Raw genomic sequence first — 21000 nt, 5'->3', positions numbered from 1 at the left:
GTAACTATCTCTGAAAGAGGGTTGGGGAGAGGCAGGTATAATGGTGGAGAATCAATGACTAATATTAACAGGTTTTTGGAGATATTAATAATTGCTAAAAGGCTATCTATACGGAGTATATGGCTATTCCTGTTAAGTTTATTAAGTATAAGTGTTTCTGGTGCTAGTAAATCTCCATGGGTGAGAGTTCCTATCTTTGGATTTCATGATATTATTGATAGCCGGGAAGACTTAGTTAAATTTCAGCGTCCCCTAGTTAGTACAGATTACGAAAAACGCCAGCTTTATAGTTTTTTGAATTACCTAGTAGTTAATGATTATTGGTTTCTGTCTAGCCAGGATTTATTTGTTTATTTTATCCAAAAGTCTCAACCTATACCGGCTGAGTATGAAAACCGCAAGCCAGTGATGATTACCTTTGATGATGGTTATGCTGGGGTTCATGATCATGTACTGCCAATCTTAAAAGACTTGGAATATATTTATCGTGAAAAAGTGAAGGTGGTTTTATTTGTTAATCCTGCTTATATGGGGGTTAATATGCCTCCCTATATTCCTCATCTAAGTTGTGAGGATTTACGATATGGTTTTGCCAAGGGATATTATGATATTCAGTCTCACGGCTATTCTCATCAAAATCTGACTAAACTAGATGCTAATAATTTACGGATTGAGTTGGAATGGGGGAAATCTCAATTACGGAAATGTACCGAAGATTTAGATCGTAATCAATTAGTGGCTGCTCATATTGCTTATCCTTTTGGTGCGTTATCTACTCAATTAGAAAGATATCTGAGAGGCTATCATTTAACTGGGTATCTTTATGATAATCGAGTCTCCCGACCAACTCAGTTAAAAAATCCGTTCCGAATTTCTCGTATTCCGGTTAATAAAGACACCCAAATTCATGAATTAATTAAGATGGCAGAAATGGCTAAACCTGTGAAATTGTCTATCAGTGATAACTGAATTTTGGTAGTTGTGCTAATGTAGGACAGGATCATAAGCATACATATAGAGGAACTATGACCAGCTTTCCATCTAAATTGAGGAATTTGGCGGAAAAAAGTCAACCGTTGGATCGAGCGGCGATCACTTTGATGTTAGTTTTGGGTGTGTTAATTTTGGGGGTGGTTTTGAGTGGCGATCGCACTATTCCTCGTGTGCGAGAGTTCAGTTGGGCGAATAGGCTGGTAGGGGCGGAAGATAGGGCGTTTCTGTTGACATTTAACCGTCCGATGGACCGGGAGGGGGTAGAGAGAAATCTCCGCATTGACCCGCCTTTACCGGGAAAAATCAGTTGGGCGGGAAAGCGCATGGCTTATACTTTGCTAGATCCGGTTCCCTATGGTACGCCGTTCAGTGTGCAGTTACAAGGGGTAACGGATCAATTATATGAGAATCAGGAAGGTCAGTTAATTGAACCGTTTACGGGCTATTTTCGTAGTCGCGATCGCGCTTTTGTATATATTGGGGTGGAAGGAGACCAGGAAGGGAGACTGATGCTGGTGAATTTGTCTCAAGACCCGACACCTGTGGCTTTAACTCCTGAAAATTTAACGGTAATACAGTTTGAACCTTATCCGAGGGGCGATCGCATTTTGTTTTTAGCTATAGAAAGGGGCGATCGTAGTAGTGGACAGTTTGACCCACAATTGTATACTGTGATGACTGGTATTAACCCTGAATCTGTAGGTCAAGGTTCTTCAGCGCCTCAACATCGTGGTCAATTAGAAACAATTTTAGATAACAAATATTACAGTAACCTCCGATTTGATTTGTCTCGTGATGGTAAGGTGATTGTTGTGCAGCGGGTCAACAAAAGAAATCCGGTTGATGCTAGTCCTTGGGTGATTCGGCAGGGACGTTCTCCGAGACCTTTAGAAACTCAGGGGGGAAATTTTATGATTGCACCTGATAGCAAATCTTTGCTGATTTCCCAAGGGCCGGATCTGACGACTATTTTACCCTTAGAACCCAATGCTGAGGTGCTGGAATATTTACCTAAGTTTGGTCAGGTTTTGGGGTTTGCTGCCGATGGGTCGGCGGCGGCGCTACTAAAGTTTAATTCCGATGGAACCCGATCGCTATTTGTGGTGGATACGGTAGGTAATGAACGGGAATTATATAGAACTGCTGAGTTTGGCAATATTCTGAGTATCGAGTTTGACCCTAGCCAGACAATTATTTATGCTCTAATTACTGAGCTAATTGAGGATAACGAGGAATACACAGAACAGCCTTATATTGTGGCGATCGACTTAAAAACTGAGGAGATTTTCCCGCTGGTAATTTTGCCGAATCAGCAACAAATTAATCTGAGTTTATCTCCCGATGGTCTGGCTTTACTGTTTGATCAAACTATAACTAGAATTATGGATGAAGAGATAGAAAACCGACCTCGTACTGATGGGGGAGATACTATTACCACGAGTCGCCTGTGGTTATTGCCTTTAGTAACGGATAGTTCAACAGATGCTAATGCTTCTCAATGGAAACCGGAAGAATTGCCGTTTTTGGGATTTAACCCCCGATGGCTACCCTAGGTAAGTAGATGGTTAATTGATGCCAAAATTATGTTAATTATCACCTCTGAACAAGTTGCTAAAATTCGGAATCATGCAGAACAAAGTTATCCCCAGGAGTGTTGTGGTTTGCTCATGGGGCGGCAAGACTCAGGCGATCGCAAAATGATTATGGAAGTTTGGTCGATGGAAAATGCTTGGAGTCCAGTCACTGCTGAGGTATTCCAAGGGTTAGACAATAGCCCCAATATAACCACTCGCCAAGAACGTTTTACGATCGCCCCAGAAGCGTTAATGAAAGCGCAAAAGGAGGGACGCGATCGCCATCTTTCGATTATTGGTATATATCATTCGCACCCCGATCATACTGCGATTCCTTCAGAATTTGATCGGGTTTGCGCCTGGTCGGAATACTCCTATATTATTGTTTCTGTGATCGGGGGTCAGGCTACTGACTTACTCAACTGGTGTTTAGATACTAACCATCAGTTTCAAGCTGAAGAATTGATATATAGGGATTAGTGGTTGAGATGCTTCATGGTTTTATGCAGATGCTGTAAAATGGCGATCGCTATCAAGACACTTAGGGCTAATCCTAACCAAAATTGGCTAATAATTTCCTGGGTTTGATCAAGGGCTAATCCCCCAAGAGGGGGGCCGATTAAATAACCGATCGCCCAACATTGAGAATTAATAGCTAAATAAATTCCTCGCAGGGAGTCCGGGGCCAGATTAGCCGCTAAGGACGAGGCGGCGGGGCTATAAGTAACTGTAGCGATCGCTAAAATTCCTAATCCCAGAATAGCTAAGGTTAAAGTTCCGGTTTTTACTATTCCCATTAACCCCGTAATTAAAAATCCTATGCCCCATAGTATAGCTGATACAATTAGGGCATGGGGGCGACTGAGAGGATTAAGAATGCGGGACATGGGGAGTAAAAGTAAGATGGCGATCGCTGTGTGTCCGGCAAACAGGGCGCTAATGGTGATGCTGGAAAATTCGGCTTTCACAAAGTTGTTAAGATATAGGGGAATGGTGCTATGAATTTGCGACATATAGAAGGTAAATAAAATATTGACTGCTGCATAAATTAATAGGGTGCGATCGCTTAAAGCCACCATCCAACTATTAGAAGATGCAGCGGATTCGGTATCTGTTGATATAATAGGGGATTGGTAAGTTTCCGCTATCGCTAGATAAATCACTATAAAAAAGATGAGGAAAGACAATCCATCTAGCACAAATAACAGTCGATAAGCCCCCGTTGTGGCAATCACTACCCCACCCATGATAATGCCGACCTGTAAGCCGATATTATCCCCCAAACGAGTGATAGCATAGGCTTCGTTGCGGGTCTTTCCCGTGGTTAAATCAGCTACTATGGTTTCTGTGGCTGGCCAGTAAAGTCCGATACCTAATCCTAACAATAAATTCCCTAGAATTAACATCATAAAATTGGTGGTAAATGCTAGGACAAAAGATGAGAGGGCAGAAATTATCGCCGATACCAATAATGTCCAGCGCCGACCGAAGCGAGGAGAGTCACAACAAGACCCCCCGAAGACTCTCCCAATTACCCCGGAAATTTGGGCGCTTCCTAGCGCTATTCCTACGGCGGTTGAGGATAAACCTACCTGATTAACAAAGAAAATTGGCGCGTAAAATAGGGTAAATCCTGTTCCCGTTTGGGACAGTAGACGACCAACTGCTAAAATCCACACTTGTCGTGACAGTTGAGGTAGCCAAGACCAAAAGCGATTTGTACTCAAAACTATTGCCTTAATGCTATTTTGTATGTTGGCGATCGTAGCAAATTACAGTCAAACCGTGAATAGCTATCTCAACCAGAGTGAGTTTATTCGTTAGCCGGGGTTAATTTATGATAATTTGAGGAAAAATAGACTATGATTGGTTATTTAAATGGCACTGTAGCTGGTATTTATAAAAAGACGGGAAATAGAGTCTTTTTATGGCTTGATGTTAATGGAGTTGGTTATGAGTTGCAAATTTTACCCAGGATGCAGAATTTAGATGCTAAAATAGGCGAAAATTTACAGGTATTTACTCATCTACATATCCGGGATGATCTGATGGTTTTGTATGGGTTTAGCAGTATGGCGGAACGAGATCTATTTCGTCAATTAGTGAGTGTTAGTGGTATTGGTATGCAATTGGCGATCGCCCTTTTAGATACCCTCGCATTACCGGATTTAGTCCAAGCAATTGTGGGCGGAAATACCGGGATTTTAACTAAAACTCCGGGAGTGGGAAAAAAAACAGCCGAACGGATTACCCTAGAATTAAAAACCAAGTTATCAGAGTGGCGAAAACAAGCAGGACTTCCTACAGTTTCCACATCTAATTTAAGTGCAGAAATCCAAGAGGAAGTAGAAATATCTCTGTTGGCTTTAGGTTATACCACTTCCGAAGTTATGCAAGCCTTAAAAGCTATTACATCTCATCCTAATTTATCAGAAAATAATAGTGCAGAAGATTGGATTAAATATGCGATATCGATTTTATAGAGACAAAGCCGACATGGAACCAATCAACAATATAGTCACAATTAGTGTTATTATAAATAGCAGTTAAGATATGATTTGTCTTTGACCTAGCAACTTTCGCCAAACTATGCTAAAACAGTATCAAGTTCTTTAAGACTGTGCGCCGTCGCAGTTTTATTTATGGTAACACCTCGCTTGTTAGAAGATTTACCCCCGGAGTTTGAATCTCTGCGTTCTTTCCTGGTTAGTAATGTGCAACCCTATATTAATCTGGCTTTTAATAAACAGGGTTTTTTAGCCAAAGACCTCAGCAATGATCCCCTGAAGTTGTGGGAAACTAAGGTCGGAGGGTTGCCCTATTTACCCAAGGGAATGGAGTATCCTTGCGATCGTCAAACTGGGGAAATGATGATGTTTTTACTCCAGATTAACTGTGCGGAGGTTCCTTCTCTCCCCGGGTTTAAATTGCCATCTCAGGGTCTATTACAGTTCTATTCTAGTCTCAGTGTCCCCATGTGTGTACTGGGTCCAGAACCACACCGGATTATCTATTTCCCAGAAATTTCTCAAGATGAAAGCACCCTGGTCACAGATTTTAGCTTCACCCTAGATAAGCGTTACAGGGATGAATGGTATCACCATATTTATACAATCGATTTTTCTGTAGGAGAGGATATATTTTGGGATTATTGCTACAATAGTATTCCCGATAAATTGACAGACATTGGCGATAAATTTGACGAATGGTTTTTAGATTATCAGCCAGAAAATCAAGTTGGTATTAACGCTAAAATGGCAGGATTTCCAGAGTTTCATTCCTATGTACCAGAAGTTTTACATAATGCCAAAGGACAATTATTATTAGAATTTAATCATCCTTTTGATTGTTCTGATTATTTCTATTTCTATATTGACGAAGAACAGCTTATTAAAGGAGATTTTGGCGGGGTTAAATCCTATTTTATGAGGGTTTGAAAGCCGTCATAGATTTAAGTGTTTCTAATGTCTGTCAATGATTTAACCCGCATTATTTACAACTGTTCAGGGTCAATCCCCAACTCTCGCAATTTAGCAGCTAGTTTGTCTTTCTGTTGTCGTTCAACTTCTAACTGCTGTTGAGCTTCCGTAGCTGATTCTTCCGGAGTCGGGACTAAAACACCATCAGGACTAAAAAAGCGGAGTTGACGATTTTCTATCCCTAAGAATAGTTGCAGTTGTTCACTCCATAAATGTCCCATATCATTAGGGGTTATCGGTTGATAGGTTCCCTGAATTAACGCAAATCCTTGAAACTCTAAACTCTCCGGGTCAAACCAGAAATATTCCGGAGTGCGAAAAATCTCTTGATAGATTTTCTTTTTCTCCGTGCGGTCAGTCTTAGCTGTGGAACTTGATAATAACTCGACAATGATATTAGGATATTTTCCCCCTTCTTCCCACACTACCCAACTTTTGCGCGATCGCCTTTCCGTATCTAACACCACAAAGAAATCTGGTCCACGAAAATCTGATGATTTTTGCTGATGAGGACTATAATAAATAGTCAGGTTTCCCGCATCAAAATAATCATTTCGGTCTTGCCATAACCAGTCTAGGCATTTAATTAGTAACAAGATTTGTTGTAAGTGTAAATAGCTTGACAATGGCAACTCCTGACTTTCTAAATCTCCGGGTGGAAACTCGATATCTTCCCATTCGGCTGAGGTTTCCAGTGATGCTAACTGTTCCGTAACTGTCATAATTTTTACCTCAATTATCTACAACTGTTCGGGGTCAATTCCTAATTCTCGCAGTTTAGCAGCTAGTTGGTCTTTCTGTTGTCGTTCAATGGCTAACTGATTTTGGACGCTACCCAATTGATTTTGAGTGGTTACTAACTCATTTTGAACACTTCCTAACTGCTGTTGAGCTTCCGTAGCTGATTCTTCCGGAGTTGGTACTAAAACACCATCAGGACTAAAAAAGCGGAGTTGACGATTTTCTATCCCTAAGAATAGTTGCAGTTGTTCACTCCATAAATGTCCCATATCATTGGGAGTTATTGGTTGATAGGTTCCCTGAATTAACGCAAATCCTTGAAACTCTAAACTCTCCGGGTCAAACCAGAAATATTCCGGAGTGCGAAAAATCTCTTGATAGATTTTCTTTTTCTCCGTGCGGTCAGTCTTAGCTGTGGAACTTGATAATAACTCGACAATGATATTAGGATATTTTCCCCCTTCTTCCCACACCACCCAACTTTTGCGCGATCGCCTTTCCGTATCTAACACCACAAAGAAATCTGGTCCACGAAAATCTGATGATTTTTGCTGATGAGGACTATAATAAATAGTCAGGTTTCCCGCATCAAAATAATCATTTCGGTCTTGCCATAACCAGTCTAGGCATTTAATCAGTAACAAGATTTGTTGTAGGTGTAAATAACTTTCCAATGGCAACTCCTGACTTTCTAAATCTCCGGGAGGAAACTCGATATCTTCCCATTCTGGTGAGGTTTCCAGTGATGCTAACTGTTCCGTAACTGTCATAATTTTTACCTCAATTATCTACAACTGTTCGGGGTCAATTCCCAACTCTCGCAGTTTAGCAGCTAGTTGGTCTTTCTGTTGTCGTTCAATGGCTAACTGATTTTGGATGCTACCTAATTGATTTTGAGTGGTTACTAACTGATTTTGGATGCTACCTAATTGATTTTGAGTGGTTACTAACTCATTTTGGACGCTACCTAACTGTTGTTGAGCTTCCGTAGCTGATTCTTCGGGAGTGGGTACTAAAACACCATCAGGACTAAAAAAGCGGAGTTGACGATTTTCTATCCCCAAGAATAGTTGCAGTTGTTCACTCCATAAATGTCCCATATCATTGGGAGTTATTGGTTGATAGGTTCCCTGAATTAACGCAAATCCTTGAAACTCTAAACTCTCCGGGTCAAACCAGAAATATTCCGGAGTGCGAAAAATATCCTGATAGATTTTCTTTTTCTCAGTCCGGTCAGTGTTAGCTGTGGAACTTGATAATAATTCCACAATGATATTAGGATATTTTCCCCCTTCTTCCCACACCACCCAACTTTTGCGCGATCGCCTTTCCGTATCTAACACCACAAAGAAATCTGGTCCACGAAAATCCGATGATTTTTTCTGATGAGGACTATAATAAATAGTCAGGTTTCCCGCATCAAAATAATCATTTCGGTCTTGCCATAACCAGTCTAGGCATTTAATCAGTAACAAGATTTGTTGTAGGTGTAAATAACTTTCCAATGGCAACTCCTGACTTTCTAAATCTCCGGGTGGAAACTCGATATCTTCCCATTCGGCTGAGGTTTCCAGTGATGCTAACTGTTCCGTAACTGTCATAATTTTTACCTCAATTATCTACAACTGTTCGGGGTCAATTCCCAACTCTCGCAGTTTAGCAGCTAGTTGGTCTTTCTGTTGTCGTTCAATGGCTAACTCATTTTGGGCTATGCCTAACTGTCGTTGAGCTTCCGTAGCTGATTCTTCGGGAGTGGGTACTAAAACACCATCAGGACTAAAAAAGCGGAGTTGACGATTTTCTATCCCTAAGAATAGTTGCAGTTGTTCACTCCATAAATGTCCCATATCATTGGGAGTTATTGGTTGATAGGTTCCCTGAATTAACGCAAATCCTTGAAACTCTAAACTCTCCGGGTCAAACCAGAAATATTCCGGAGTGCGAAAAATCTCTTGATAGATTTTCTTTTTCTCCGTGCGGTCAGTCTTAGCTGTGGAACTTGATAATAACTCGACAATGATATTAGGATATTTTCCCCCTTCTTCCCACACTACCCAACTTTTCCGCGATCGCCTTTCCGTATCTAACACCACAAAGAAATCTGGTCCACGAAAATCCGATGATTTTTTCTGATGAGGACTATAATAAATAGTCAGGTTTCCCGCATCAAAATAATCATTTCGGTCTTGCCATAACCAGTCTAGGCATTTAATCAGTAACAAGATTTGTTGTAGGTGTAAATAACTTTCCAATGGCAACTCCTGACTTTCTAAATCTCCGGGAGGAAACTCGATATCTTCCCATTCTGGTGAGGTTTCCAGTGATGCTAACTGTTCCGTAACTGTCATAATTTTTACCTCAATTATCTACAACTGTTCGGGGTCAATTCCCAACTCTCGCAGTTTAGCCGCTAGTTGGTCTTTCTGTTGTCGTTCGATTTCTAATTGATTTTGAGTGGTTACTAACTCATTTTCAACACTTCCTAATTGATTTTGAGTGGTTACTAACTCATTTTGGACGCTACCTAACTGTTGTTGAGCTTCCGTAGCTGATTCTTCGGGAGTGGGTACTAAAACACCATCAGGACTAAAAAAGCGGAGTTGACGATTTTCTATCCCTAAGAATAGTTGCAGTTGTTCACTCCATAAATGTCCCATATCATTAGGGGTTATCGGTTGATAGGTTCCCTGAATTAACGCAAATCCTTGAAACTCTAAACTCTCCGGGTCAAACCAGAAATATTCGGGAGTACGGAAAATATCTTGATAGATTTTCTTTTTCTCCGTGCGGTCAGTCTTAGCTGTGGAACTTGATAATAACTCGACAATGATATTAGGATATTTTCCCCCTTCTTCCCACACTACCCAACTTTTGCGCGATCGCCTTTCCGTGTCTAACACCACAAAGAAATCTGGTCCACGAAAATCTGATGATTTTTTCTGATGAGGACTATAATAAATTGTCAAGTTTCCCGCATCAAAATAATCATTTCGGTCTCGCCATAACCAGTCTAAGCATTTAATCAGTAACAAGATTTGTTGTAAGTGTAAATAACTTTCCAATGGCAACTCCTGACTTTCTAAATCTCCGGGTGGAAACTCGATATCTTCCCATTCTGGTGAGGTTTCCAGTGATGCTAACTGTTCCGTAACTGTCATAATTTTTACCTCAATTATCTACAATTGTTCGGGGTCAATTCCCAACTCTCGCAGTTTAGCAGCTAGTTGGTCTTTCTGTTGTCGTTCGATTGCCAACTCATTTTGGACGCTACCTAATTGATTTTGAGTGGTTACTAACTCATTTTCAACACTTCCTAATTGATTTTGAGTAGTTACTAACTCATTTTCAACACTTCCTAATTGATTTTGAGTGGTTACTAACTCATTTTGGACGCTACCTAACTGTTGTTGAGCTTCCGTAGCTGATTCTTCGGGAGTGGGTACTAAAACACCATCAGGACTAAAAAAGCGGAGTTGACGATTTTCTATCCCTAAGAATAGTTGCAGTTGTTCACTCCATAAATGTCCCATATCATTAGGGGTTATCGGTTGATAGGTTCCCTGAATTAACGCAAATCCTTGAAACTCTAAACTCTCCGGGTCAAACCAGAAATATTCGGGAGTACGGAAAATATCTTGATAGATTTTCTTTTTCTCCGTGCGGTCAGTCTTAGCTGTGGAACTTGATAATAATTCCACAATGATATTAGGATATTTTCCCCCTTCTTCCCACACCACCCAACTTTTGCGCGATCGCCTTTCCGTGTCTAACACCACAAAGAAATCTGGTCCACGAAAATCTGATGATTTTTTCTGATGAGGACTATAATAAATTGTCAAGTTTCCCGCATCAAAATAATCATTTCGGTCTCGCCATAACCAGTCTAAGCATTTAATCAGTAACAAGATTTGTTGTAAGTGTAAATAACTTTCCAATGGCAACTCCTGACTTTCTAAATCTCCGGGTGGAAACTCGATATCTTCCCATTCTGGTGAGGTTTCCAGTGATGCTAACTGTTCCGTAACTGTCATAATTTTTACCTCGATTATCTACAACTGTTCGGGGTCAATTCCCAACTCTCGCAGTTTGACCGCTAGTTGGTCTTTCTGGTGTCGTTCGATTTCCAATTGATTTTGAGTAGTGATTAACTCATTTTGAACACTTCCTAACTGTCGTTGAGCTTCAGTGGCTGATTCTTCGGGGGTTGGTACTAAAACACTATCAGGACTAAAAAAGCGGAGTTGACGATTTTCTATCCCCAAGAATAGTTGCAGTTGTTCACTCCATAAATGTCCCATATCATTGGGAGTTATTGGTTGATAGGTTCCCTGAATTAACGCAAATCCTTGAAACTCTAAACTCTCCGGGTCAAACCAGAAATATTCCGGAGTGCGAAAAATCTCTTGATAGATTTTCTTTTTCTCCGTGCGGTCAGTCTTAGCTGTGGAACTTGATAATAACTCGACAATAATATTAGGATATTTTCCCCCTTCTTCCCACACTACCCAACTTTTGCGCGATCGCCTTTCCGTATCTAACACCACAAAGAAATCTGGTCCGCGAAAATCTGATGATTTTTTCTGATGAGGACTATAGTAAATTGTCAAGTTTCCCGCATCAAAATAATCATTTCGGTCTCGCCATAACCAGTCTAAGCATTTAATCAGTAACAAGATTTGTTGTAAGTGTAAATAACTTTCCAATGGCAACTCCTGACTTTCTAAATCTCCGGGTGGAAACTCGATATCTTCCCATTCTGGTGAGGTTTCCAGTGATGCTAACTGTTCCGTAACTGTCATAATTTTTACCTCGATTATCTACAACTGTTCGGGGTCAATTCCCAACTCTCGCAGTTTAGCCGCTAGTTGGTCTTTCTGTTGTCGTTCGATTTCTAATTGATTTTGAGTGGTTACTAACTCATTTTGGACGCTACCTAATTGATTTTGAGTGGTTACTAACTCATTTTGGACGCTACCTAATTGATTTTGAGTGGTTACTAACTCATTTTGGACGCTACCTAACTGTTGTTGAGCTTCCGTAGCTGATTCTTCGGGAGTGGGTACTAAAACACCATCAGGACTAAAAAAGCGAAGTTGACGATTTTCTATCCCTAAGAATAGTTGCAGTTGTTCACTCCATAAATGTCCCATATCATTAGGGGTTATCGGTTGATAGGTTCCCTGAATTAACGCAAATCCCTGAAACTCCAAACTCTCCGGGTCAAACCAGAAATATTCCGGAGTGCGGAAAATATCTTGATAGATTTTCTTTTTCTCCGTGCGGTCAGTCTTAGCTGTGGAACTTGATAATAACTCGACAATGATATTAGGATATTTTCCTCCTTCTTCCCACACTACCCAACTTTTGCGCGATCGCCTTTCCGTATCTAACACCACAAAGAAATCTGGTCCGCGAAAATCTGATGATTTTTTCTGATGAGGACTATAGTAAATCGTCAGGTTTCCCGCATCAAAATAATCATTGCGGTCTTGCCATAACCAGTCTAGGCATTTAATCAGTAACAAGATTTGTTGTAGGTGTAAATAGGTTTCCAATGGCAACTCCTGACTTTCTAAATCTCCGGGAGGAAACTCGATATCTTCCCATTCTGGTGAGGTTTCCAGTGATGCTAACTGTTCCGTAACTGTCATAATTTTTACCTCAATTATCTACAACTGTTCGGGGTCAATTCCCAACTCTCGCAGTTTAGCCGCTAGTTGGTCTTTCTGTTGTCGTTCGATTTCTAATTGATTTTGAGTGGTTACTAACTCATTTTGGACGCTACCTAATTGATTTTGAGTGATTACTAACTCATTTTCAACACTTCCTAATTGATTTTGAGTAGTGACTAACTCATTTTCAACACTTCCTAATTGATTTTGAGTAGTTACTAACTTATTTTGGACGCTACCTAACTGTTGTTGAGCTTCAGTGGCTGATTCTTCCGGAGTTGGTACTAAAACACCATCAGGACTAAAAAAGCGGAGTTGACGATTTTCTATCCCTAAGAATAGTTGCAGTTGTTCACTCCATAAATGTCCCATATCATTGGGAGTTATCGGTTGATAGGTTCCCTGAATTAACGCAAATCCTTGAAACTCTAAACTCTCTGGGTCAAACCAGAAATATTCGGGAGTGCGGAAAATATCTTGATAGATTTTCTTTTTCTCCGTGCGGTCAGTCTTAGCTGTGGAACTTGATAATAACTCGACAATGATATTAGGATATTTTCCCCCTTCTTCCCACACTACCCAACTTTTCCGCGATCGCCTTTCCGTGTCTAACACCACAAAGAAATCTGGTCCGCGAAAATCTGATGATTTTTTCTGATGAGGACTATAGTAAATTGTCAGGTTTCCCGCATCAAAATAATCATTTCGGTCTTGCCATAACCAGTCTAGGCATTTAATCAGTAACAAGATTTGTTGTAGGTGTAAATAACTTTCCAATGGCAACTCCTGACTTTCTAAATCTCCGGGGGGAAACTCAATATCTTGGTCTGGAGTGATTTGAGTGGGTTCTAATTCCTGAGCTATAGTCATAGCTGTCTCCAGTAATGTATTTATAGTATAGTCTATTTTTTGATAATTATACCATGGGGAGGCGGGAGTTGGGTGTGCCAAACATGATTATTAATGACTAAGTATTTATTCGGGATTTTATGAGTTATTGGTATTAGATTAAAAAGGAGTAATTGTATTGATAAATATATGGAGAGCGATCGCCACAGTAGATTTATCAAATATCGATGACATAACTAGGGGAATTTGATACATAAGTTTATATACTGGATGAGGAGGGCAGCAAAATGTTAAGAACCTGTATAGTCGGCTATCTGTATAGTGTTGGGGAATTTATAATATAAATGTTAAGAAGTAGGATTTGGTGAGGAAACAATTTTACAATATCAGCATTAGATGTTTCTTATGGTAGGAAGAGGCTATTATGCCTTATGTATGCGAGCTAGGCACCGGTCAAAGAGTTTATCTTGATAACCAAGGGTCGCAAACTGTTGTGACGATCGCCAGTGGATCACCCGGACAGCAACAGCAAGCCAGCAATGGGTTCCAGACCGGAACCTGGACTTCCCCCCCCTCCCTGTATCGGACGGGAAATGGGGTAGTGTTGAAAATAGAAACTGCTCAGGGTGAACACTTCGTGCAACTCCAGGGAAGTAGTATGAGTGTCATGGGTCAGACACCCTCCCTCGGAAGCGCCCAGCAGATGTCAGTTCAGCAGGTTTCGAGTACCCCGGCATCTTCGATGCCACCGATGAAACCGATGGAACCGATGAAACCGATGGAACCGATGAAACCGATGGAACCGATGAAACCGATGCAAATGGGGAATATGCAAATGAGTATGAACCCCATGGAAATGCGGATGGGTACCATGGAACTAAAAATGGGTTCTTCTGAGCCATCATCTGCGCCATCATCAGGAAATCGTAAATTCTGTAGTAACTGCGGTGCGACAGTACAACCTGACGATCGCTTCTGCGGAAGCTGTGGTCATCAACTCCATTAATAGCAATGGGCAAAAGGCAAGAGACAAAAGGCAAGAGAGGTAACTTTTTTGTATTGTCTTTTGCCGGCTGAAATTGCGAAATTCCGAACCATATATCCCTCTTGCCCAAATTGAGTTATGTCAGTAAAAGTTAGCCTAAACCATCAGCTTGTCTACCATTTTGAAAAGCCAGTAATTCTAGGTCCTCATACATTAGGATTGCGACCTTCTCCCCACTGTCGCACCCCCATTAATAGCTATTCCCTCAAGATTGAACCTAGTGATTATACGATGACCTGGCAACAGGACCCCTATGGCAATTATTTGGGGAGGCTGAACTTTTTATCAAAAACCGATCGCCTAGGGGTCACAGTAGATATTATTGCGGATTTACACCCGATTAATCCGTTTAACTTCGTCATGGAAAGCTATGCCGAACGCTATCCGTTTATCTACGAAGAACAACTGGGGCGGGAATTAATCCCCTTTTTAGAAATAGATGAATCCAGCCCCATACTCAAAGACTGGGTAGAACAGCACCGGGTCAAAGATATATATACCCCAGAATTTATCATTACCATTAATCAGAAAATTTCTGATTATATTAATTATACAGTCAGATTTGAACCAGGGATTCAAACCTGCGAAGAAACCCTAAAAACTCAAATAGGTTCCTGTCGAGATACAGCATGGTTAATGGTGCAGATTTTGCGGCACTATGGACTCGCTGCCCGTTTCGTATCGGGTTATCTGATTCAACTGAAACCCGATGTTCCCCCATTAGATGGACCCCCAGGACCAGAGGCTGATAATGCAGATTTACACGCTTGGGCGGAAGTATATATTCCCGGCGCTGGTTGGATTGGTTTAGACCCCACCTCTGGTTTTTTAGCAGCAGAAGGTCATATTCCCCTAGTGTGTACCGCCGACCCCCAGGCTGCCTCCCCAGTTCAGGGAACAGCGGAACCTTGCGGGTCAAATTTAGAGTTTGCGGTGACAGTTTCTCGCTACGAAAATCAACCCCGCACCAGTCAACCCTATAGCCCCACTCAATGGGAAACCATAGACCGCCTCGGGGAAGCAGTAGAGGATAAATTGCAAAGTTTGGGAGTAGGTTTAACCATGGGTGGGGAACCTACTTTTGTTTCTATTGATGATTTTGAGTCTCCCCAGTGGCAGGTACAAGCCTTGGGAGAGGAAAAGCGCAGGTTAGCCGGACAGTTATTACACCGCCTAGAAAATAAGTTTTCCAAGGGTGGCGGCTTGCTACATTATGGCATGGGAAAATGGTATCCGGGGGAAATTTTGCCGAGGTGGGCTTTAGGCTGTTATTGGCGAGAAGACGGTAAACCTATTTGGCATAATCGGGCTTTCATGGCGGTAGATGGTGACGATTATGGCTATGGGATTAAACAGGCGGAAATCGTTATTCAAGAATTAGTTAAACATTTAGGAATCGAAAGCGATCGCATTATTCCCACCTATGAATTAGAAACCGAAGAATTAGCCGGTTATGCCTTACCAATTTTACCAGTTGTCGAGTCCGAAGAATTACGCTGGGGTAGCTGTCCTTGGAAATTACCACAGGAGAAATTGATTTTATTAAAAGGTGATTCGCCCTTGGGATTTCGACTGCCATTAAGTAGCATAAGTTGGTCAGAAGAATTGCACCCAGAAGCGCGAGTATCTCTAGATCATAAACCTGCTGTGGTTGGTTCCGAACCCATCAATTTACCAGAAAATTCCGTGCGGGTAGCCATGGCGGTAGAAGCGCGGGATGGCTGTATATATGTTTTCGTTCCTCCCATAACTTCCGCCCGGTGTTTTTTAGATTTAATTACAGCCATTGAAAAAGCCGCCACTGCTGTTAATATTCCCGTGTTAGTTGAAGGATACACCCCCCCTGGAAATGATGGGATTATGGGATTTCAGATTACCCCAGATCCGGGAGTAATTGAAGTCAATATTCACCCCGCCAAAAATTGGTCAGAATTAACCGAAATTACCACCACCTTGTATGAGGAAGCGCGGCTATGTCGGTTGGGAACCGAAAAATATGCCCTAGATGGTCGGCGCATAAGTACCGGAGGCGGCGCACATATCACCATTGGCGGTAAAAGCGTTCAAGATAGCCCCCTATTACGTCGCCCAGATTTATTAAGAAGTTTGATTTCCTATTGGCAAAATCACCCTAGTTTATCCTACTTATTTGCGGGGTTATTTATCGGACCGACTAGCCAATCACCCCGGGTAGATGAAGCCAGACACGAAGGATTATATGAGTTGGAAATCGCCTTTCAAGAGCTAGAAAAGGGGCGAGAAATACCACCCGGATTGGTCGATCGCTTATTGCGAAATCTGCTAATTGATGTCACCGGAAATACTCACCGTTCAGCATTTTGTATTGATAAACTCTACCCATTAGAGAATTATCGCAACCAGTTAGGGCTATTAGAGTTTCGGGCTTTTGCGATGCCTCCCCATGCACAAATGGGGCTATTGCAAATGTTGTTAATTCGTTCCCTAGTAGCTTGGTTTTGGGAACATCCCTATACTAAACCCCTAATTCGTTGGGGAACTACCCTACACGATCGCTTTTTACTGCCCTATTTTATTGAAGAAGATTTAGGCACAGTTTTAAGGGATTTAAACGCGGCGGGTTATCCCTTTAATTTGGCGTGGTTTAAACCATTTGTAGATTTTCGCTTTCCCGTCTATGGAGAAATTACCCGTGATGGGGTGACATTAGAGTTAAGAAATGCCATAGAACCTTGGCACGTTTTAGGAGAAGAAACCGGAAATGGTGGTAACGCTAGATATGTTGATTCTTCCATGGAAAGGCTACAGGTTATGTTACGGGGGGCGATGGGAAATTCTCCCGGTTTAGATGGCTTTTCCCATCGTTATATTGTCACCTGTAATGGCTATGCAGTGCCGTTAAAATCCACCCTTAAACCAGGGGAATATGTGGGCGGGGTCAGGTTCCGGGCGCGACAATATGCGGCTTTATTGCATCCTTCTATTAACCCCCATACTCCCCTATTATTCGATATTGTTGATACTTGGGCTATGCGTTCTATTGGGGGATGTAGTTATTATATCAACCCTCCTAATGGGGTAGTTTATACAACATTTCCCATTAATGAAAGGGAGGCTGAGTCCCGGATGTTAGAAAGGTTTGTAGCCATGGGTCACACTCCCGGAACTTGGGAAATTTCCACCCCCAATTTAAGCCCTGAATACCCTTTAACCTTAGATTTGCGCCGGGTATAAATCCATTAAAGTCGCCTAAAACTGATAAACCGCCCCAACACCTTCTAAGCCGATATTCGTGTCTGGGGCGGCAATTATTAGCCCTGCATTAAAGCTGGCGATCGCACTACCAAAGTTCAACACTCCATCACTGGGAGGAAGTTCGGGGTGTAAATAGGTTTCTAATAATTCCCCGGTGCGTAACTGGAATTTGAACGCCGCCCCAAAATCGAAAGGACCGAAACCGGGAGATCCTACCACAACATTATTGTTGCTGGTGGTGGTTATGAACTCACCAAAGCGATCGCCTGTCCGCAAGTTTTCCGGTGTGTAATTTGCCAAAATTGACCCAGTAATACCATCAATTAAAAATGCCGCCCCAGCATTTATTCCCCGCTGGTCATCACCCGGAGATCCGATGATAATATCCCGTCCAATTCCCGTCCAGGCGACAGCATGACCAAAATTATCTAGTCCTGGGTTAGGGTTACGGAAAGACTGGATTAAATCTCCCGTTACACTATTAAATAAATAAGCCGAACCCGGACTGTTTGACTGACCAATTCCCAAACTACCCGGTGCGCCAATTAATACCCAGTCTCCCACAGAGGCGATCGCCGCCCCAAAATAATCATCTGGTTGCGGGTTAGGATTATTAAAAATTTGCCGTAATTCTCCGGTTATACCATCAAATAAATAAGCAATTCCCCCTCGCAATTCCGATGTACTATCCCCTGGCGCACCAATTATTATATCATTACCAATAGTCGCCAAACTGTAGCCAAAATAATCAAAAGGTTCTGGGGTGGGATTAAATAATTGAGTTACGGGTAAACCAGTTATCGTATTATAAACATAAACCGCACCCGAAGCAAAGGCGATGCTACTATCTGTGGGCGCACCAATTACCGGGGCTAAACCTAAACTAGCAATAGCAGCGCCAAACTCTGAACTTCCAGCATTAGCAGAAGGGTTCTGAAAGGCTGGTAAAACTTCTCCCGTTGTGCCGTCTAAAACATAAACTAGACCTTGGGAATTATTCCATCCCGGACTACCAATTAAAATCTGATTGTTCACAGTTTCTAAAGCCGCGCCAAACCTAGCAAAAGATTCAGGTATGGGGTTATTAAAGGTTTGGATAGGGTCAGGGGGAGTCTGGTCAGAAATAATGCTTAATGTCGCCACAGTGGGATTAATTAAAGTAGCATTTCCGGTGGCATCTTGTAACGATAATTCTAAGACTTCAGGATAGGTAACAATGGGATTATTAGCGATGAGAATTGATACAGTTTTACCCCCCAATTCTCCATCGGGAAAATTAATCATAATTGGGCTGATATCAACACCCCTGGGAGGTAAAGGAGTTAATAAACTGGGAATCAAAGTTACACTAACTGCACCATCTTCACCACCGGAACGCACCACGGTAATGGGTTGGGTACTCATGCCATTATCCTGTACTTCAAATCTGGTTGATTCAAAGGATAAAACACCCGGAACAAAAAAGTCACTGCGGTTAATATCATTAGGACGGATACCTCGCAATAGGGCTATAATTTCTCCGGTGGGAGTTTCCAGAATGGTATTATTTATATTAGGGTTAGTGTCATCAAGAATAATATTTAGCTGGTCTATGGGAGCATCTCCCAGTAGCAAAATAGTATCTTGTCCGGGGGTAAAATCAAAAATCTGATCAGTGTCAGCAATGGTGGTCAAACCATTACCAGCCTCTAAGACAAAGGTATCATTTCCCGTCCCTCCCACTAGGGTATTACTCCCGGAATTTCCGAATAGTATATTATTACCCTCGTCTGCTAAAATCAGATCGTTTCCCAGTCCCCCATAGATGGTATCATCCCCCTCGCCACCGCTAATAATATCATCACCAGATCCGCCCAAAATCAGATCATTTCCCAGTCCGCCACCAATTTGATCATCATCAGTTCCCCCATATAAGGTATCATTTCCTGGTCCGCCAAAGATGGTATTTTCTCCAGCATCTCCCAAAATTAAATCATTACCTTCTCCACCCCTAAGAATATCAGAACCTTGTCCACCATAAATTAGATTATTTCCCGCATCTCCATCAATAACATCATTTCCCGGTCCCCCAAATATGGTATCATTTCCCGGTCCTCCTGATAGGATATCATTCCCAGCATTTCCAAAGATTAAATCATCACCTTCATTACCCTCGATATAATCATCTCCCTGACCGCCATATAAGGTGTCATTTCCTCCCCCTCCAAATATTTGATCATTCCCCTGGTTTCCATAAATTAGTGCTGGGTCTACTAAACTTCGGACTGTATCATTTCCAGACCCTAGAAATACTCCCAAGGGAAACACCCCTAATTGATTCTCAAAAAAGGTGATATCTACGGGGTTATCATCTCCGACAAGGCGCAGCAAACCAGTAATTGGATCAGTTTCAGGTCTTAATACCATAGTTAATTAGGCGATCGCATTTTATTACTAACAGGGAACAGGGTATCATTTTTTCTTCCCATCCACAACTGATCAATAGTGACAAACTCATATCCTTGTTTTAATAATTTTGGAATCACCTTAGCGCTAGTTTCTGCTACATGACAGCCACCAAAATAGCCATCATGAAGGACAATTATCGAGCCATTTTTAGTCTGTCGCAAAATGCGATCGCTCACCACCTCTACCCCCGGTTCTACCCAATCTTCCGGAACCACAGACCACATCACTGTTCGATAGTTCCAATTATTCAGAAGTTGTAAAGTTTTCCCGGTAAACAATCCATTAGGAGGACGCACATAGATAACTTGATTTTCTGGCAATCCACAAATCTGACAAATCGCCGATTGAGTTCGGTCTAAACTTAACTTTAATTCTCGTTTATTTAACCTAGTAAAAGACTTGTGCTGATAACCATGAATCCCAATCAAATGCCCGCGCTGATGGACTTCTTGAGCAATTTTAGGATATTTTTCGACGAAAATTCCCAACCAAAAAAAACTAGCTTTAATCTGACAATAGTCCAAAACTTGCAATAATTCCAAGGTATATTGAGGATGGGGACCGTCATCTATAGTTAGGGCGATTTGTCGTTGAGATAAATTACCACTCCATAAACAATTAGGAAAACCGAATTTTAACAGAGGGTATAATAACGGATACAAAAAAGCTAGTTGCAGTTTGATGGGAGATTTAGCCATGTTACCAATTTCCTTACTCGTGACCTACCAACAGTTATTGAGTTGATGAACTTAGGCGAAACTCTCACCTTCAGCCAGACCAGTAGACAACACCGACTCTATAGCGTGTAATAGTTTATCCTCCCCATTAACATAGGATTTGCGAAAAATCCGAGTTTGATCTATAATCGTACTTAGACCAATTGTAGCAAAGTCAGCACCCCCGGCTGAAGCACGGGGGCTTCGTGCCCCCCTTTCAGGTAGCTGACCAGCTATAGCCTTAACTGG

Annotated in this window: 19 protein-coding genes; 7 read left to right on the top strand and 12 right to left on the bottom strand. The window is 41.7% G+C overall.

Going from position 1 to position 21000, the window contains the following annotated elements; translation table 11 throughout:
* Nucleotides 1–54 precede the first annotated feature (54 nt).
* From HFV01_RS10725 to HFV01_RS10715, 3 genes are read left to right on the top strand one after another with little or no spacing between them, the layout of a single operon-like run.
* On the top strand, nt 55–969 hold the full coding sequence (locus HFV01_RS10725) for a polysaccharide deacetylase family protein (protein ID WP_235677490.1): 915 nt from the start codon (nt 55–57) through the stop codon (nt 967–969).
* Nucleotides 970–1025: 56 nt separating this feature from the next.
* Complete coding sequence (locus tag HFV01_RS10720; protein ID WP_006668803.1) at nt 1026–2546, top strand: hypothetical protein; 1521 nt, start codon at nt 1026–1028, stop codon at nt 2544–2546.
* A 30-nt stretch (nt 2547–2576) separates the two neighbouring features.
* Nucleotides 2577–3047: a M67 family metallopeptidase gene (locus HFV01_RS10715; protein WP_006625127.1), complete on the top strand. Its 471-nt coding sequence runs from the start codon at nt 2577–2579 to the stop codon at nt 3045–3047.
* On the opposite strand, the gene HFV01_RS10710 is transcribed toward HFV01_RS10715, so the two are convergent.
* Entirely contained in the window at nt 3044–4294 is a 1251-nt protein-coding gene (locus tag HFV01_RS10710) for an MFS transporter (RefSeq protein ID WP_006625126.1), read from the bottom strand. The genes HFV01_RS10715 and HFV01_RS10710 overlap by 4 nt on opposite strands.
* Nucleotides 4295–4429: 135 nt before the next feature.
* Here HFV01_RS10710 and ruvA point away from each other — a divergent pair, with 135 nt between their 5' ends.
* Nucleotides 4430–5050: a Holliday junction branch migration protein RuvA gene (gene ruvA, locus HFV01_RS10705; RefSeq protein ID WP_006625125.1), complete on the top strand. Its 621-nt coding sequence runs from the start codon at nt 4430–4432 to the stop codon at nt 5048–5050.
* 159 nt (nt 5051–5209) lie between these two features.
* The gene (locus HFV01_RS10700) at nt 5210–6004 is read left to right on the top strand and encodes a DUF1963 domain-containing protein (RefSeq protein ID WP_006668801.1); all 795 of its coding nucleotides are present in this window, start codon (nt 5210–5212) and stop codon (nt 6002–6004) included.
* 56 nt (nt 6005–6060) lie between these two features.
* Here the strand turns inward: HFV01_RS10700 and HFV01_RS10695 are convergent, their stop codons facing one another.
* From HFV01_RS10695 to HFV01_RS10655, 9 genes are read right to left on the bottom strand one after another with little or no spacing between them, the layout of a single operon-like run.
* The gene (locus tag HFV01_RS10695) at nt 6061–6768 is read right to left on the bottom strand and encodes a Uma2 family endonuclease (RefSeq protein WP_193521072.1); all 708 of its coding nucleotides are present in this window, start codon (nt 6766–6768) and stop codon (nt 6061–6063) included.
* A gap of 18 nt (nt 6769–6786) precedes the next feature.
* A complete protein-coding gene (locus tag HFV01_RS10690; RefSeq protein WP_193521071.1) occupies nt 6787–7557 on the bottom strand; it encodes a Uma2 family endonuclease in 771 nt (256 codons plus the stop codon).
* An 18-nt stretch (nt 7558–7575) separates the two neighbouring features.
* A complete protein-coding gene (locus HFV01_RS10685; RefSeq protein ID WP_006668798.1) occupies nt 7576–8388 on the bottom strand; it encodes a Uma2 family endonuclease in 813 nt (270 codons plus the stop codon).
* An 18-nt stretch (nt 8389–8406) separates the two neighbouring features.
* Nucleotides 8407–9135 carry a Uma2 family endonuclease gene (locus tag HFV01_RS10680; RefSeq protein ID WP_048895107.1) on the bottom strand — a complete coding sequence of 243 codons (729 nt, stop codon included), beginning with the start codon at nt 9133–9135 and terminating at the stop codon, nt 8407–8409.
* 18 nt (nt 9136–9153) lie between these two features.
* Nucleotides 9154–9945 carry a Uma2 family endonuclease gene (locus tag HFV01_RS10675; protein WP_006668796.1) on the bottom strand — a complete coding sequence of 264 codons (792 nt, stop codon included), beginning with the start codon at nt 9943–9945 and terminating at the stop codon, nt 9154–9156.
* Nucleotides 9946–9963: 18 nt separating this feature from the next.
* On the bottom strand, nt 9964–10818 hold the full coding sequence (locus HFV01_RS10670) for a Uma2 family endonuclease (protein ID WP_048895109.1): 855 nt from the start codon (nt 10816–10818) through the stop codon (nt 9964–9966).
* An 18-nt stretch (nt 10819–10836) separates the two neighbouring features.
* The gene (locus tag HFV01_RS10665) at nt 10837–11586 is read right to left on the bottom strand and encodes a Uma2 family endonuclease (protein WP_193521070.1); all 750 of its coding nucleotides are present in this window, start codon (nt 11584–11586) and stop codon (nt 10837–10839) included.
* Nucleotides 11587–11604: 18 nt separating this feature from the next.
* Nucleotides 11605–12438 (bottom strand): Uma2 family endonuclease, encoded by an 834-nt coding sequence (locus HFV01_RS10660; protein ID WP_108614852.1) that lies wholly within the window; start codon nt 12436–12438, stop codon nt 11605–11607.
* Nucleotides 12439–12456: 18 nt separating this feature from the next.
* A complete protein-coding gene (locus HFV01_RS10655) occupies nt 12457–13329 on the bottom strand; it encodes a Uma2 family endonuclease (protein ID WP_006625122.1) in 873 nt (290 codons plus the stop codon).
* Between the two features lie 403 nt (nt 13330–13732).
* Between HFV01_RS10655 and HFV01_RS10650 the strand changes: the two genes are divergently transcribed.
* Together HFV01_RS10650 and HFV01_RS10645 are read left to right on the top strand one after the other, a co-directional pair.
* Entirely contained in the window at nt 13733–14314 is a 582-nt protein-coding gene (locus HFV01_RS10650) for a zinc-ribbon domain-containing protein (RefSeq protein ID WP_006668794.1), read from the top strand.
* Between the two features lie 117 nt (nt 14315–14431).
* On the top strand, nt 14432–17566 hold the full coding sequence (locus tag HFV01_RS10645) for a transglutaminase family protein (protein ID WP_006625120.1): 3135 nt from the start codon (nt 14432–14434) through the stop codon (nt 17564–17566).
* Nucleotides 17567–17581: 15 nt separating this feature from the next.
* Here the strand turns inward: HFV01_RS10645 and HFV01_RS10640 are convergent, their stop codons facing one another.
* Together HFV01_RS10640 and HFV01_RS10635 are read right to left on the bottom strand one after the other, a co-directional pair.
* Nucleotides 17582–19993, bottom strand: a complete 2412-nt coding sequence (locus HFV01_RS10640; protein WP_193521069.1) for a calcium-binding protein — start codon at nt 19991–19993, stop codon at nt 17582–17584.
* 2 nt (nt 19994–19995) lie between these two features.
* Nucleotides 19996–20733, bottom strand: coding sequence for a polysaccharide deacetylase family protein (locus tag HFV01_RS10635; RefSeq protein WP_006668793.1), 738 nt, complete (start codon nt 20731–20733; stop codon nt 19996–19998).
* Nucleotides 20734–21000 lie beyond the last annotated feature (267 nt).

The sequence above is a fragment of the Limnospira fusiformis SAG 85.79 genome, from assembly GCF_012516315.1.
Classification (GTDB): domain Bacteria; phylum Cyanobacteriota; class Cyanobacteriia; order Cyanobacteriales; family Microcoleaceae; genus Limnospira; species Limnospira fusiformis.
This window is presented reverse-complemented; position numbering and strand designations above follow the sequence as displayed.